The organism is Streptomyces sp. NPDC058198 (assembly GCF_042882605.1).
In the GTDB taxonomy this organism is placed as follows: Bacteria; Actinomycetota; Actinomycetes; order Streptomycetales; family Streptomycetaceae; genus Streptomyces.
The window spans coordinates 190,362-205,793 of sequence record NZ_JBHVVP010000006.1; the positions used below are offsets into that span (position 1 = coordinate 190,362).

At 72.2% G+C, this 15,432-nt stretch carries 13 protein-coding genes; 6 read left to right on the plus strand and 7 right to left on the minus strand.

Annotated elements, in window-relative coordinates:
• Window positions 1–12 precede the first annotated feature (12 nt).
• A complete protein-coding gene (locus tag ACFVWW_RS22040; RefSeq protein WP_386878715.1) occupies window positions 13–909 on the plus strand; it encodes a diacylglycerol kinase in 897 nt (298 codons plus the stop codon).
• Between the two features lie 45 nt (window positions 910–954).
• Window positions 955–3,783 (plus strand): DEAD/DEAH box helicase, encoded by a 2,829-nt coding sequence (locus ACFVWW_RS22045; protein WP_384337260.1) that lies wholly within the window; start codon window positions 955–957, stop codon window positions 3,781–3,783.
• A gap of 63 nt (window positions 3,784–3,846) precedes the next feature.
• Here ACFVWW_RS22045 and ACFVWW_RS22050 read toward each other — a convergent pair whose 3' ends face one another.
• Both ACFVWW_RS22050 and ACFVWW_RS22055 read right to left on the minus strand, forming a co-directional pair.
• Window positions 3,847–4,494, minus strand: a complete 648-nt coding sequence (locus ACFVWW_RS22050; protein WP_386878716.1) for a fasciclin domain-containing protein — start codon at window positions 4,492–4,494, stop codon at window positions 3,847–3,849.
• Between the two features lie 110 nt (window positions 4,495–4,604).
• The gene (locus ACFVWW_RS22055) at window positions 4,605–6,152 is read right to left on the minus strand and encodes a molybdopterin-dependent oxidoreductase (protein WP_389679954.1); all 1,548 of its coding nucleotides are present in this window, start codon (window positions 6,150–6,152) and stop codon (window positions 4,605–4,607) included.
• A 226-nt stretch (window positions 6,153–6,378) separates the two neighbouring features.
• Between ACFVWW_RS22055 and ACFVWW_RS22060 the strand changes: the two genes are divergently transcribed.
• The 4 genes from ACFVWW_RS22060 (at window position 6,379) to ACFVWW_RS22075 (ending at window position 10,548) form a co-directional block, all read left to right on the plus strand.
• Window positions 6,379–7,653 (plus strand): NAD(P)/FAD-dependent oxidoreductase, encoded by a 1,275-nt coding sequence (locus tag ACFVWW_RS22060; protein ID WP_386878718.1) that lies wholly within the window; start codon window positions 6,379–6,381, stop codon window positions 7,651–7,653.
• A 41-nt stretch (window positions 7,654–7,694) separates the two neighbouring features.
• Entirely contained in the window at window positions 7,695–8,423 is a 729-nt protein-coding gene (locus tag ACFVWW_RS22065) for a DUF1365 domain-containing protein (RefSeq protein ID WP_386878829.1), read from the plus strand.
• Between the two features lie 80 nt (window positions 8,424–8,503).
• Entirely contained in the window at window positions 8,504–9,730 is a 1,227-nt protein-coding gene (locus ACFVWW_RS22070; RefSeq protein ID WP_386878830.1) for a class I SAM-dependent methyltransferase, read from the plus strand.
• Window positions 9,731–9,744: 14 nt separating this feature from the next.
• The gene (locus ACFVWW_RS22075) at window positions 9,745–10,548 is read left to right on the plus strand and encodes a DUF1295 domain-containing protein (RefSeq protein ID WP_386878831.1); all 804 of its coding nucleotides are present in this window, start codon (window positions 9,745–9,747) and stop codon (window positions 10,546–10,548) included.
• A 22-nt stretch (window positions 10,549–10,570) separates the two neighbouring features.
• Here ACFVWW_RS22075 and ACFVWW_RS22080 read toward each other — a convergent pair whose 3' ends face one another.
• The 5 genes from ACFVWW_RS22080 to ACFVWW_RS22100 all read right to left on the minus strand — a co-directional run bounded on the left by ACFVWW_RS22080 (window position 10,571) and on the right by ACFVWW_RS22100 (window position 15,324).
• A complete protein-coding gene (locus ACFVWW_RS22080) occupies window positions 10,571–11,947 on the minus strand; it encodes a cryptochrome/photolyase family protein (protein WP_386878719.1) in 1,377 nt (458 codons plus the stop codon).
• Window positions 11,948–11,957: 10 nt separating this feature from the next.
• A complete protein-coding gene (locus tag ACFVWW_RS22085) occupies window positions 11,958–12,713 on the minus strand; it encodes an anti-sigma factor domain-containing protein (protein ID WP_386878720.1) in 756 nt (251 codons plus the stop codon).
• Window positions 12,710–13,294: a sigma-70 family RNA polymerase sigma factor gene (locus ACFVWW_RS22090; protein WP_386878721.1), complete on the minus strand. Its 585-nt coding sequence runs from the start codon at window positions 13,292–13,294 to the stop codon at window positions 12,710–12,712. Before ACFVWW_RS22090 ends, ACFVWW_RS22085 begins: the two co-directional genes overlap by 4 nt.
• A gap of 231 nt (window positions 13,295–13,525) precedes the next feature.
• Window positions 13,526–14,368, minus strand: coding sequence for a siderophore-interacting protein (locus ACFVWW_RS22095; protein ID WP_384330009.1), 843 nt, complete (start codon window positions 14,366–14,368; stop codon window positions 13,526–13,528).
• A 50-nt stretch (window positions 14,369–14,418) separates the two neighbouring features.
• On the minus strand, window positions 14,419–15,324 hold the full coding sequence (locus ACFVWW_RS22100; RefSeq protein ID WP_384185589.1) for a 5'-3' exonuclease H3TH domain-containing protein: 906 nt from the start codon (window positions 15,322–15,324) through the stop codon (window positions 14,419–14,421).
• Between the last annotated feature and the right edge of the window lie 108 nt (window positions 15,325–15,432).

Below are 15,432 nucleotides of genomic sequence, written 5' to 3' on the forward strand. Positions count from 1 at the left end.
AGGGTCCGCCGGGTGACCAGCGAGATCACCCTCTTCGTGAATCCCACCGCGGGGCGCGGCCGGGGCGCGCACGCCGCGCAGCCGGCCGCCGCCGCCCTGCGGGACGCGGGATTCTCCGTCCGTACGGTCCTCGGCTCCGACGCGGGCGACGCGCTGCGCCGGGCCCGCGAGGCGGTCGACGGCGGCACCGGCGCGCTGATCGCCGTGGGCGGGGACGGCATGATCTCCCTCGCCCTGCAGGCGGTCGCCGGCACCTCGACCCCGCTGGGCGTCATAGCCGCAGGGACCGGCAACGACTTCGCCCGCGCGCTCGGCCTGCCCGTCCGCGACCCGGCCGCCGCCGGACGGCTCGCCGCCCGGGCGCTCAAGGGTGACGGCATCCGCCCGGTGGACCTGGGCCGGGTCGGCGGGACCTGGTTCGGGACCGTCCTGGCCTCCGGATTCGACTCGCGCGTCAATGACCGGGGCAACCGGATGCGCTGGCCCTCCGGGCGTTTCAAGTACGACCTGGCGATGGTGGCGGAACTGGCCGCCTTCAAGCCCGTCCCGTACCGGATGACCCTCGACGACGGCACCGAGCGGGAGATCGAGGCGACCCTCGTCGCGGTCGGCAACGGATCCTCGTACGGCGGCGGGATGCGGATCTGCGCGGGCGCCGCGCTGGACGACGGGCTCTTCGATGTGACCGTCGTGGGGGAGTGTTCCCGTACGGAGCTGCTGAAGGTCTTCCCGAAGGTCTACCGGGGAACGCATCTGAGCCATCCGGCGGTGACGGTCCATCGCGCGTCCAGGATCACCCTGGCCGCACCGGGCCTCACCGGCTACGCCGACGGCGAGCCGCTGGGCCCGCTGCCGCTCACCGCCGTGTGCGTACCGGCCGCCGTGCGGGTGCTCCGTACCGCGGATTAAAGATCGGGCTGACTGTCAGAGGTGACGGGTAGGCTCGACTGCAAGATGACAGAGGACCTCTCCCCAGCCGAGCGATACGCCGCTGCCCGGATCCGCGCCGCCGAGCAGGCCACCGCCCTCGCCCCCTTCCGCGAGATGTACGACTTCGGCCTGGACCCCTTCCAGATCGAGGCCTGCCAGGCCCTGGAAGCCGGAAAGGGCGTGCTGGTCGCGGCGCCCACCGGCTCCGGCAAGACGATCGTCGGCGAATTCGCCGTGCACCTGGCCCTGGCCGAGGGCCGCAAGTGCTTCTACACCACGCCCATCAAGGCGCTGTCCAACCAGAAGTACGCCGACCTGGCCAAGCGCTACGGCGCCGACAAGGTCGGCCTGCTCACCGGCGACAACAGCGTCAACTCCGACGCTCCGGTGGTGGTCATGACCACCGAAGTCCTGCGGAACATGCTCTACGCGGGCTCCCGGTCGCTGCTCGGGCTCGGCTATGTGGTGATGGACGAGGTGCACTACCTCTCCGACCGCTTCCGGGGCGCCGTCTGGGAAGAGGTGATCATCCATCTCCCCGAGTCGGTCACGCTCGTCTCGCTCTCGGCGACCGTCTCCAACGCCGAGGAGTTCGGTGACTGGCTGGACACCGTCCGTGGCGACACCGAAGTGATCGTCTCCGAGCACCGGCCCGTGCCGCTCTGGCAGCATGTGATGGCCGGACGCCGGATGTACGACCTCTTCGAGGAGGAGACCGACCACGGCGGCCGCGGCGTCGCCAAGAGGGAGGTCAACCCCGATCTCGTCCGGCTGGCCCGGATGGAGAACCAGCGCACGTACAACCCGCGCGAGCGCCGGCGCGGGAAGATGGTCCGCGAGGCGGACCGGGAGCGCGAGCGCCGGCAGCGCAGCCGGATCTGGACGCCCTCCCGGCCCGAGGTCATCGAGCGTCTCGACTCCGAGGGCCTGCTGCCCGCGATCACCTTCATCTTCAGCCGGGCCGCCTGCGAGGCGGCCGTCCAGCAGTGCATGTACGCGGGACTGCGGCTCAACGACGACGACGCGCGCCGGCGGGTCCGCGAGATCGTCGAGGAGCGTACGGCCTCCATCCCCGGCGAGGACCTCCATGTCCTCGGCTACTACGAATGGCTGGAAGGCCTGGAGCGGGGCATCGCCGCGCACCACGCCGGGATGCTGCCGACCTTCAAGGAGGTCGTCGAGGAGCTGTTCGTCCGCGGTCTGGTCAAGGCGGTCTTCGCCACGGAGACCCTGGCGCTCGGCATCAACATGCCGGCCAGGTCCGTGGTGCTGGAGAAGCTCGTCAAGTGGAACGGCGAGCAGCACGCCGACATCACCCCCGGTGAGTACACCCAGCTGACCGGCCGGGCGGGACGCCGGGGCATCGATGTCGAGGGCCACGCGGTGGTGCTCTGGCAGCGCGGCATGGACCCGGGCGCCCTTGCCGGGCTCGCCGGAACCCGGACGTATCCGCTGCGCTCCAGCTTCCGGCCGTCGTACAACATGGCCGTCAATCTCGTGCAGCAGTTCGGCCGGCACCGCTCGCGCGAGCTGCTGGAGACCTCCTTCGCCCAGTTCCAGGCCGACAAGTCGGTCGTCGGGATCTCCCGGCAGGTGCAGAAGAACGAAGAGGGGCTCGACGGCTACCGCGAGGGCATGACCTGCCATCTGGGGGACTTCGAGGAGTACGCGCGACTGCGCCGCGACCTCAAGGACCGCGAGACCGACCTGGCCAAACAGGGGGTGGCGCAGCGCAGGTCCGCCGCCGCCTCCTCGCTGGAGAAGCTCAAGCCGGGCGATGTCATCCATGTGCCGACCGGGAAGTTCGCCGGTCTCGCGCTGGTCCTCGACCCGGGCCTGCCGGCCGGACGTGCCAACGGACACCGCGGATTCGAGTATCAGGACGGGCCGCGCCCGCTCGTGCTGACCGCCGAGCGGCAGGTCAAGCGGCTGGCCTCGATGGACTTCCCGGTGCCGGTCGAGGCGCTGGAGCGGATGCGGATCCCCAAGTCCTTCAACGCGCGCTCGCCGCAGTCGCGCCGCGATCTGGCCTCCGCCCTGCGCACGAAGGCCGGCCACATCGTGCCCGAGCGGCACCGCAAGGAGCGGGCGCCCGCCGCCGACGACCGGGAGATCGCCCGGCTGCGGGCGGATCTGCGGGCCCACCCCTGCCACGGCTGCGACGAGCGCGAGGACCACGCCCGCTGGGCCGAGCGCTACCACCGGCTGCAGCGGGACACCCGGCAGCTGGAGCGGCGGATCGAGGGCCGGACGAACACCATCGCCCGTACCTTCGACCGGATTGTCGCGCTCCTCACCGAGCTGGACTATCTGCGCGGCGACGAGGTCACCGAGCACGGCAGGCGGCTGGCCCGTCTCTACGGCGAGCTGGATCTGCTCGCCAGCGAGTGCCTGCGCGACGGGGTGTGGGAAGGACTCTCCCCGGCCGAGCTGGCCGCCTGCGTCTCGGCCCTGGTGTACGAGGCCCGGCAGTCCGACGACGCGGTGGCGCCCAAGGTCCCCTCGGGCACGGCGAAGGCCGCGCTGGGCGAGATGGTCCGTATCTGGGGCCGGCTCGACGCCCTGGAGGAGGACCTGAAGATCAGTCAGACGGAGGGGGTCGGCCAGCGCGAGCCCGATCTCGGCTTCGCCTGGGCGGTCTACATGTGGGCCTCGGGCAAGGGGCTCGACGAGGTGCTGCGCGAGGCGGAGATGCCGGCGGGTGACTTCGTACGCTGGTGCAAGCAGGTCATCGATGTCCTCGGCCAGATCGCCGCGGCCGCGCCCCGCGAGGGCAGCACGGTCGCGAAGAACGCCCGCAAGGCGGTCGAGGCGGTGCTGCGCGGAGTGGTGGCGTACAGCTCGGTCGGCTGACGACGCGACGATCGGCCCCCGCCGGACGCTCCGGCGGGGGCCGATAGCTGTCATGACCCGGGGTTACATCTTCGGCATCAGGACGGAGTCGATGATGTAGACCGTGGCGTTGGCGGTGGGGACGTTGCCGCAGACGACCTTCGCGGAGTCGTTGACCGTGAACGCCTCGCCCGAGCCCTTCGTGGCCAGCGTGCTCTTCTCCAGGGTCGGGAAGGTGCCGCTCTCCAGCTGCGCGGGGGCCAGCTTCTCACCGACCACGTGGTAGGTGAGGATCTTGGTCAGCATGGCCTTGTCGTTGAGGACCTTGTCCAGGTCGGCCTTCGGGATCTTGGCGAAGGCGTCGTTGGTCGGCGCGAAGACCGTGATGTTCTGGGCGTTGTTGAGGGTGTCGACCAGACCGGCCTTCTTCACCGCGGTGACCAGCGTGGAGAGGTCGGGGTTGTTGGACGCGGCGGTCGCGACCGGGTCCTTGGACATGCCGTCGAAGCTGCCGGCGCCGCTCTTGGGCACCGACGCGCACGCCGAGCCGAACGGCTGGTCCGACGAGCCGGCCGCGTCGTCCGCCATGCTCTCGGACTCCTGCGGCGCGACCGAGGACGCCGAGTCCTTGGTGTCCTTGCCGTCGTCACTGGAGCAGGCGCTGAGGGCGAGCGGCAGGACAGCGGCGCCGACGACGGCGACAGCGGCACGGTGGAAACGGGTGGCGTTCATGCGGAATCTCCTTGAAGGGTCATGCACGGAAAGTCGTGCACAGGGGGGGTGCTGATGGCTGGTGTGGCGCTCGCTCATGAGGCGAGGCGGCGGCGGTGGCTGATGGCCGGTCAGGTCACGGCGACCACCACCGAGTGCCGGCCGGTGGCGCCGTTGGGCACGGTCCCGACGCGCTCGTCCGTCTGCGTGGAGCCGTCCCGGTCGGTGGCCCGGACCTCGAGCGTGTGGCTGCCGCTGGTGGCCGGCCACTCCCACATCCACTGGCGCCAGGTGTCGTGGGTGTCCTCGGCCGCCAGCCGGGCCGTCTGCCAGGCGCCGCCGTCGACCCGTACCTCGACCCTGGCGATACCGCGGTGCTGGGCCCAGGCGACCCCGGCGACCTGAACCGCGCCCGCCTTGGGGCTCGCGAACGGGCGCGGGGTGTCGATCCGCGACTGGGTCTTGATGGGTGCCCGCGGGGACCAGGACCGCTTCACCCAGTACGCGTCGTAGTCGGCGAACGTGGTGAGTTCGAGGTCCTGGAGCCACTTGCAGGCCGATACATAGCCGTACAGTCCCGGCACCAGCATCCGGACCGGGAAGCCGTGGTCGAACGGGAGCGGCTCGCCGTTCATGCCCAGCGCCAGCAGGGCGTCGCGGCCGTCCATGACCGTCTCGACCGGTGAGCCGATGGTCATACCGTCCACCGAGCGGGCCACGATCTGGTCGGCGGGTCCGCCCTTCGAGGGGGGCCTCACCCCGGCCTCGCGCAGCAGATCCGCCAGCCGCACACCGATCCAGCGGGCGTTGCCCACATACGGGCCGCCGACCTCGTTCGACACGCACGTCAGGGTGATGTCCCGCTCGATCAGCTCCCGTTGGAGCAGATCGTCGAAGCTCACCGTCAGCGGCCGGGAGACGCCCTTGCCATGGATCTTCAGCCGCCAGCTCGTGGCGTCGATCCGCGGCACCACCAGCGCGGTGTCCACCCGGTAGAAGTCCTTGTTGGGCGTCGTGAACGGGCCGAGACCGCGGATGCGCAGGTCCGCCCCGGCCGGCACCGGACGGGCCGGTGAGGCCGGCGCCGGCAGGACGATGTCCTCGCGGGTCGCGGCGATCTCGGCCGCCCCGGACGCGTTGAGCCGGCGCCCCAGGACCCCCGCTCCCGCCGATGCCGCGACCGCGGCTGTCGCGGCGATCACGAAGCCGCGCCGGTCGAAGCTTCCGTCCGTCCCGCCGGCCGCGGGGGACGGACGGAAGGCGAGCCGGCCGGCCAGCAGATACAGCACACCGCAGGCCACCAGGGCGCCCACGGCCGAGGGCCAGGCGTCGGTCGGGCTGCCGTCGGGCCGCCCGACCGCCGCCACCGCCCCGACCACGCCGAAGACCAGAACCGCCGCAGAACCGACCAGCCGGTGCCGGGCCGCGACCACTCCGACCGCCATGGCGAAGACCGCCAGGAGGGCCAGGATGCCGAGCTGCAGCACGAGCTTGTCGTTGGTCCCGAAGTTCCGTACGGCGAAGTCCTTCAGCCACGGAGGGGTCCGGTCGACGACCGCCCCGCCGACCGCGGTGACCGGACCGGCCTCGGGCCGCACCGCGGCCGCGACCAGTTCCGCCACGGCCAGGGCCGAGAGCCCCGTGATCAGCCCGCTCAGCGCGGCGAGCGGAGCCCGCACCGGGCGCGGCGTCCGGACGGGACGCCCGGCCTCCGGCGTTGAGACTTTCTGATCTTCACTCACACCGGCCATTCGGCACGGGAAGCGAGGCGGATTGGTCGTTCACCCGAAGGAATTAAAAGTCGCACCGCCGGAAGAAAGATCGCTCCGGACACCAATCCCCGGTCCCCGCCGCCTCGAATACCCACCGAGAGGCACAGCCCGGAGCAGGACGTGAGGGAGCGCGATGAGTGGCGGACGCCGGCGTACGGCCGTGGTGGGCGGGGGAGTCGCGGGGCTGACCGCCGCGTACGTACTGCGGCGCTCGCACGAAGTGGCGCTGTACGAGGCGGAGGAACGGCTCGGCGGCCACGCGCACACCCACGACATGGCGTCGGCCGACGGCCGCGTGCACCGCGTCGACTCCGGATTCATCGTGCACAACGAGCGAACCTATCCGCGCCTGCTGAGGCTCTTCGAGGAACTGGGAGTCGCCACCCAGGAGTCGGAGATGAGCATGTCCGTGCGGTGCGAGGGCTGCGGACTCGAATACGCGGGAGCGCGCGGCGCGGCCGGCCTGTTCGCCCAGCCGCGCAACGCGCTGCGCCCCCGCTATCTGCGCATGCTCACCGAGGTTCCGGTCTTCCACCGGCGGGCCCGCGCGCTGCTGGCGTCCGACGACGGCAGGGAGCCGGAGCGGACCGTGGGGGAGTTCATCGCCGAGGGCCGCTTCTCGCCGTACTTCACCTCCCACTTCATGACCCCACTGGTCTCGGCTGTCTGGTCCTGCGACGCGCGGACGGCGCTGCGCTACCCCGCCCGCTATCTGTTCCGCTTCATGGCGCACCACGGCATGCTGGCGATCAGCGGCTCGCCCGTCTGGCGGACCGTCAGCGGCGGCTCGCGCTCCTATGTGGAGCAGGTCGCCAAGCGCCTGGACGCCGTGCACACCTCTACCGCCGTACGGGCCGTGCACCGGCACGCGGACGGTGTGGAGATCGTCGCCGCCGACGGCACCGCCCAGCGGTACGACTCCGTGGTCATCGCGGTCCATCCCGACCAGGCACTGCGGCTGCTGGCCGACGCCACCGAGGAGGAGCGGCGGGTGCTCGGCGCGTTCCGGTACTCCCGCAACCCCACCCAGCTGCACACCGACACGCGTCTGCTGCCGCGCAGCGCGGGCGCCCGCGCCTCCTGGAACTATCTGATGCCCTCCTGCGACGCGGGCGCCGAGGCCGTACGGGTCAGCTACGACATGAGCAGGCTCCAGCGGCTCGACGCCCCGGAGACCTATGTGGTCACCCTGAACGGCGCCGACCGCGTCGACGAGGAGCGGGTCCTCGCCCGCATGGTGTACGAACACCCCGTCTACACCCCGGAATCGGTCGCCGCCCAGGAGGGGCTGCCCGCGCTCAGCGGCCCGGTCACCGCCTACGCGGGGGCGTATCACGGCTGGGGGTTCCACGAGGACGGCTGCCGCTCGGGCGTCGAGGCGGCCGCGGCCCTGGGAGTGACGTGGTGAGCACCACCGTCCCGTCCGCGCGGAGCACCACCCCGTCCGTGATCACCGTCCCGGCCCTCTACACCTGCACGGTCAGCCATGTGCGGACCGCGCCCCGCCGCTACGCCCTGCGCCACCGCACCTATATGTGGCTGATCGACCCCGACCGGCCGCCACGGCTGCCCCGGCCGCTGCGCCCGCTCGCCCGCTTCGACGCCCGCGACCACTTCGGCGGCGCACAGCCGACGATCCGGGCGGGCCTGGAATCCTTCCTCGCCGCCCGGGGGATCGAGCTGGCCGGCGGCCGGGTGACGATGCTCGCCCACGCCCGGGTGTTCGGCCATGTGTTCAATCCGCTGACCCTCTACTGGTGCCACGGACCCGACGGCGAGCCGCTCTGCGTCGTCGCGGAGGTCCACAACACGTACGGCGAACGGCACTGCTATCTGCTGAAGCCCGACGGCGCCGGCCGGGCCACGGTGGACAAGGAGTTCTACGTCTCGCCGTTCTTCCCGGTCGACGGCGGCTACACCATGCGGCTGCCGGAAGCGGACGAGCGGCTCAGCCTGACGGTCCATCTGGAGCGGCCCGGCGGCCGTTCGTTCACCGCGACCGTACGGGGCGAGCGGCGCCCCGCCACGACCCGGACCCTGGTGCGCACCGCTCTGCGCCACCCGTGGTCCACCGCCGTCGTCTCCGCCTCCATCCGGCTGCACGGCATCCGGCTCTGGCTGCGCGGACTTCCCGTGCGGCCCCGTCCCCGTCATCGCCCCCAGGAAGGTGTCAAGTGAGCGTGTCCGTATCCCCGGCGTCGCCCGGATCCCCGGGGGCCGCCCCGCCGCCCGCGTCCCAGGCACCGGCGCGGCCCGCCGTGGTCGACGAGCTGCGCTGGCCCGATGTGGCGCGACAGCCGCGCGCCTCCTGGCTCCGTACGGCCATAGCCGAGCGGGTCGTGCGGCACGCGCTCGGCAGGCTTCCGCTGCGGGTCAGGCTCGGCGGCGCCGAGACGCTCGGGCTCGGCGGACCGCTGCTGGAGGTACGGGAGCCGAAGGCGTTCTTCCGCCGGATCGGGGCCGGCGGGCTGATCGGCTTCGGCGAGTCCTACATGGCCGGTGAGTGGCAGGCCCCGGACCTGGTCGGCGTCCTGACCGTGCTGGCCGAGCGGGCCGCGCACCTGGTCCCGGCGCCGCTGCAGACCCTGCGCGCGGTATGGGCGCCGAAGCAGCCGGCCGCCCAGCGCAACACCCCCGAGGGCTCGCGCGACAACATCAGCCGCCACTACGACCTCTCCAACGAGCTGTTCGCGCTGTTCCTCGACGAGACGCTGTCGTACTCCTCGGCCCTCTTCCGCGGCTTCCCCGCCGACCGGTCCCTGCTGGCCGCCGCCCAGCACCGCAAGATCGACCGGCTGCTCGACGAGGCACGGGTCGGGCCGGGCACCCGGCTGCTGGAGATCGGCACCGGCTGGGGCGAACTGGCCATCCGCGCGGCGGCGCGCGGCGCGCGGGTGCTCACCGTGACGCTCTCCCAGGAGCAGCGGGAGCTGGCGCGCGAACGTGTCCGCGCGGCGGGAGCCGAGGGCCGCGTCACCGTCGAACTGCGCGACTACCGCCGGGTGGAGGGCACCTTCGACGCCATCGTCAGCGTCGAGATGATCGAGGCCGTCGGCGCGGAGTTCTGGCCGGAGTACTTCCTGACGCTGGACCGGCTCCTCGTGCCCGGCGGCCGGATCGCCCTCCAGGCGATCACCATGCCGCACGACCGCATGCTCGCCTCCAAGGACACCTTCACCTGGATCCAGAAGTACGTCTTCCCCGGCGGGCTGCTGCCGTCGACCGAGGCGATCGAGCGGATCACCGCCGAGCGCACCACGCTGCGGATGGCCGGCCGTGACGGCTTCGGACCGCACTACGCCGAAACGCTCCGCCTGTGGCGCGAACGCTTCACCGAACAGGCTCCGCGGGTCGACGCCCTCGGCTTCGACGAGACCTTCCGGCGCCTGTGGACCTTCTATCTCGCCTACTCCGAGGCGGGTTTCCGCTCCGGCTACCTGGATGTGCAGCAGATGCTGCTGACCAAGGAGGAGACCTCCCGATGACGGGCCCTCAGACGCTGAGCGGCTACCCGTGGGCGGCGTTCGGGCAGGGGGTCGGCCCCGCCGCGGCCGCCGCCCTCGCCGTCATGCTCATCACCTTCGCCGTCGCCGTCGTCAGGGGGCCGCACCGGATCGTCGACATCGCCTGGGGCCTCGGGTTCACGGCGGTCGCGCTCGTCTCGTACGGCGCCTCGGCGGGACAGGGGGACGACGGACGGCGGCTCCTGGTCACCGTGCTGACAGCGGTGTGGGGGCTGCGTCTGGCGGGCCATATCGCCGCGCGGGGGCGTGGGCACGGCGAGGATCCGCGGTACGAGGCGATGCTCGCCAAGGCGCCGGGCCACCGGAATCTCTACGCCCTGCGCATGGTCTATCTGCTCCAGGGCCTGCTGGTGCTGCTGGTCTCGCTGCCCGTACAGGCGGCGCAGTACATCCCCGGAAGGACCGGCCCCGTCGCGTACGCCGGCTGCGCGCTCTGGCTGACCGGACTGTTCTTCGAGGCGGTGGGGGATTGGCAGCTCGCCCGCTTCAGGGCGGATCCCGCGAACAAGGGCCGCCTCATGGACCGCGGGCTGTGGAGCTGGACCCGGCACCCCAACTACTTCGGTGACTTCTGTATCTGGTGGGGGCTGTTCCTCATCGTCTGCGACGCCCCGGTGGTGGCCGCGGCGACCGTGGTGAGCCCGCTGGTGATGAGTTACCTGCTGATCAACGGCAGCGGGAAGCGCCTGCTGGAACGGCATATGGCGGACCGCCCCGGCTTCGCCGAGTACACCGCCCGCACCAGCGGCTTCTTCCCGCGCCCGCCACGCGAAAGCTAGGTCCTGTCCGACCGGACAGGACCTAGACGGTGTCGTCGCCGGGGCCGCGGGCCCGCGCGAACCGGTCCCGTCCCTCGGCGAGAGCCACGATCGGGTCCGGATAGTCGATCCTGGCCCGGTCCTGGCCCGCCAGGAGCCATGGCTGGTGGACGGCCGGCCCCTCCAGGCCGGCCAGTTCCGGCACCCAGCGCCGTACGTAGTCGCCCAGGGGGTCGAACCGCTTGGCCTGGGTGAGCGGATTCAGGACGCGGTTGGGCCGGGTGTCCGTGCCGGTGCCCGCCACCCACTGCCAGTTGAGCTGGTTGTTGGCGAGGTCCCCGTCCACCAGCAGATCCAGGAAGTGGCGCGCGCCGACGCGCCAGTCCACGTACAGCGTCTTGGTGAGGAAGCTCGCCACCAGCAGCCGGCCGCGGTTGTGCATCCAGCCCTCGTACAGCAGCTGGCGCATGGCCGCGTCGACGACGGGGTATCCGGTACGCCCCGCCCGCCAGGCGGAGGCCTCCTTCTCGTCCGTACGCCAGCGGTCGCCGCGCTCCCGGTAGTCCGCCCACGCCGCCTGCGGGCGGGCCGCCAGCACCTGGTGATGGAAGTCCCGCCAGGCCAGCTGGCGCTCGAACGCCGCCGCCCCCGCACTACGCCTGCGCCGCGCCCGGTGGACCAGCTCCACCGGCGAGAGACAGCCGAAGTGGAGGTAGGGGGAGAGCCGGGAGGTGGCATCGCCCGGAAGGTCGTCGTGCCGGTCCTCGTACGACCCGATCCCGCCGGCGAGCCACGACGTCAGCAGCGTGCGGCCCACCTCCTCGCCGCCCTGGGCGAGGCCGGGTGACACCCCCTCGACCGCGCCCCACTCCGGCAGCGGGCCGCCGCAGATCGCGGGGGGCACCCGTACCGTCCGGGGCGCGTCCAGCACCTCGCGCGTCCTGGTCCCCTCCCAGCGGCGGAAGTACGGGGTGAAGACCGCGAAGTGGTCCTTGCCCGAGGGGACGATCTGCCCCGGGGGCACAGCGGTGATCACCGCGTCGTGCACCACCAGCCGGACCCCCGCGCTCCCCAGCTCCGTACGCAGCCGTTCCTCCCTGCGCACCGCGTACCCGCTCACCCCGCCCGCCACATGGACCTGACCCGCTCCGCTCTCGCGCACCATCCGGCAGACCTGTTCGACGACCTCACCCGTACGGACCACCAGCCGGCCGCCGCGCGCCCGCAGCCCGGCGTCCAGCGAGGCCAGGCAGTCGGCCAGGAAGGCCAGGCGGTTGGGGGCGTCGAAGCCCGCCGCCCCGATCCCCCGGTCGCGCACGAACAGCGGTACCACCTCATCGGCGGCGCGCAGGGCGGCGCGCAGCACCGGCTGGTCGTGGACCCGCAGATCCGAGGTGAAGAGCACCACCGCAACGCTCATGGACCTGTCCTTACGCGGTCGGGAAGTTCATCAGGGCCAGCGGGTCGGAGGTGGGCTGCGCCGAGCCGCCCGCCGGTTCCACCGTGATGCCCATACCCGAGGCCGCGCCAACGGGGCCGGCCATCAGTACGGCATCCGAGCCGTTCGCGGGGTCCATCAGGCCCGCGGCGCGCATCTTCCCGCCGTCGTTGTACCAGAGCTGATAGACCTTGCCGCTGGGCGGTTTCGGCATCCCCGACGCGATGAACGCGGCCTTGTCCCGGTCACGCGAGACCACGACCGTACCGGTCGCGCCGTCCGTCAGCTTTCCGGTGGTGATCTTGGCGTCCGGCGCGGCGAGCACCGTGGCCAGCGCCTCGGCCCGCTGCTGCGACGCCTGTGCCTGCCGCTGCGCGTCCCGCGCCTCCTGGTGCTGCCACACCGCGACCCCGCCGAACGCGGCCGCCGCTGCCAGGCACGCGGCCAGGGCGAGGCGGGACAGCGCGCGTCCCCGGGCCGCGCCGCCGCCGGGGCGGGACTGCGGGGTGACCCTCGGCGGGTCCTGCCGCTCGGTGGCGATCCGGCGGAGCACCACCTCCTTCAGGGCGGGAGGCGGTGTCACGGTCACGGCCTGCCCCAGCCGGGCCGCGGTGGCGGCCAGTTCGCGTACCTCCTGGGAACAGGCCGGGCATGCCTCCAGATGCCGTTCGAAGTCGGCGCGCTCCTGCGGCGCCAGCGCGTGCAGTGCGTACGCGCCGGTCAGCGTGTGCAGATCCGCGGTGATCATGCGGTCACCCCCAAGCAGTCGCGCAGCCGGATCAGACCGTCGCGCAGGCGAGTTTTGACCGTGCCCAGCGGGACCGAGAGCAGCTCGGCCACTTCCCGGTAGGCCAGCCCCTGGTAGTACGCCATCGTCACGGACTGGCGCTGAAGCTCGGTGAGGGTACGCAGACAGCGCCGCACCTGCTCCCGTTCGAGGCGTGCCTCCACCTGTTCGGTGACCTCGTCGAAGGCCGGGGTCCGGTCCAGCAGCGCGGCTCTGTGCTCCCGGTCGCTGGAGGCCTGGGCCGAACGCACCCGGTCCACCGCCCGGCGGTGGGCGAGGGTGAGCACCCAGGTCATGGCGCTGCCACGGGTGGGCTGGAAGCGGGTGGCGGTACGCCAGACCTCCAGCAGCACCTCCTGGGCCACCTCCTCCGACTGGGCCGGGTCGCGCAGGACGGAGCGCACCAGTCCCAGGACGGGGCCGCAGACCACGTCGTACACGCGCGCGAAGGCCTCCTGGTCGCCCCGGGCGACCTCGCCCATCAGTTCCTGCAGATCGGGCCCCGCCGAAGCGGGTCCGCCGATGTGTACGGCTTCTTTCACGCGGCTTTCCTCCACGGTACGAACGCGTCCTTCGAGCAATCCGAGCAGACTCCACCAGGGATTCGGAGCCGCGGCCCCGATGGATTGGTCGTGGGGGCCGGCTATTTTCCGGGAGTTCCGCGATGCCGGCCCGTCCCGGCCGGTTCCGGCCGGGGGAGGTCGGAGAAACGACGGAACCCCGGCGCGGACCTGCTGTCCGCGCCGGGGTTCCGTCGTCGTCGGGCCGTCAGTTCAGGCCGCGCTCTCCTGCTCGCGCTCCACCTGCTCGTTCCACTCGCGCTTGACGGCCCGCCATGCCTCGTCGGTCTGGCCGAGCCGCCAGTAGCCCGAGATCGACAGCCGCTCGCGCGGGATGCTCCGCTCCATCCGCAGATGACGGCGCAGCTCCTTCACGAAACCGGCCTCGCCGTGCACGAAGGCGTGCACGTCACCGTCGGGGAAGTCCAGTCCGCGCACGGCGGCGACCAGGGCCTCGCCCACCGGACGGCTGCCGCGGTGCAGCCAGGTGATCTCGATCCCGTCCGGAGTCGTGATCTTCTGCTCCTCCGCGGGGCCGGGGATCTCGACGAAGGCACGCACGACGGCGCCCGCCGGGGCCCGCTCCAGCGACGCGGCGATGGCGGGCAGCGCGCTCTCGTCACCGACCAGCAGATGCCAGTCGGCGGCCGGGTCCGGCGCGTATCCGCCGCCGGGGCCGAGGAAGCGCATCGTGTCGCCCGGCTTCGCGCGCGCCGCCCACGGTCCGGCCAGGCCCTCGTCGCCGTGCACCACGAAATCGACGGTCATCTCCCCGGCCGCCGGATCCCAGGCCCGCACGGTGTACGTACGGGTGGTGGGCCACTGGTCGCGAGAGAACTCCGCGCGGATCCGCTCCATGTCGAACGGTTCGGGGTAGGTCACACCCTCGGGCGCGAACAGCACCTTGATGTAGTGATCGGTGAACTCACCGGCTCCCAGCTCCGCCGGCCCTTCACCGCCCAGGACGAGACGCACCATGTGCGGGGTGATCCACTCGGTGCGCACGACCTGCGCCTCACGTGCCTGCGGTGCCTTGCGGGCCGGCTGTTCTGCCACGATGGTCTCCCCTGACTCTCGCGCTGCTTAGGCTTGCCTAACCTAGCACTTCAGCGCTGGAGGGTGACGAGGAGCCGTTGCAGTGCCCCACCGAGTCCCCACCGCTCGGCGAGGGCGTCGAGGGCGGCGGGATCACGCGGTGCGGCCGGCAGCGCCGGGTCGAAATCCGGCAGGGGTACGTCACCGGCGACCCGCACCACCGTCGGCGCGACCGCCACATAGGCCCGGGCCTCGTCGAGCCGCTTGCGCTGCGAGGGGGTGAGCTTCGAGCGCGGATCGTCCACCGCCGCCATGATCCCCGCCAGGTCGCCGAAGGCGTCGAGCAGCTTGGCCGCGGTCTTCTCGCCGATCCCGGGCACGCCGGGCAGCCCGTCGCTCGGGTCGCCGCGCAGCAGGGCCAGATCGACATAGCCGGGGCCGTCCACGCCGTACTTCTCGCGCAGCGCCGCCTCGTCCGTGAGCTGGAGCGTCCCGACCCCCTTGAGCGGATACAGCACCCGCACGCCCCGGGCGTCGTCGACCAGCTGATAGAGATCGCGGTCGCCGGTGACGATGTCCACCGGGCCCGTCGCCCGGCCGGCCAGCGTGCCGATCACGTCGTCCGCCTCGTACCCCGCGACACCGACCCGGGCGATGCCGAGCGCGTCGAGTACCGCCTCGATGACCGGGACCTGCGGCGCCAGCGTGTCCGGCGTCTCCTCCTCGTCCGGCCCCTCCGCACGCGCCTGCGCCACCCGGTGGGCCTTGTAGGAGGGAATCAGGTCCACCCGCCACTGCGGCCGCCAGTCGGCGTCCATGCACGCCACCAGCTCGTCCGGGTGGTGGTCCTGCACCAGTCGTGCGATGAAGTCGAGGAGGCCCCGCACCGCGTTGACCGGGGTGCCGTCCGGGGCCCGTACGGAATCGGGAACCCCGAAATAGGCGCGGAAGTAGAGGGAAGCGGTGTCGAGGAGCATCAGGCGTCGCGTCACATCCCCGATGATGCCGCAGCCCACTGACAGTCGCCGACCGCCACCGGCCGGCCCGCGCGAGCGGTCTCCCGCGAGGGCGAAGCCGCGCCCACT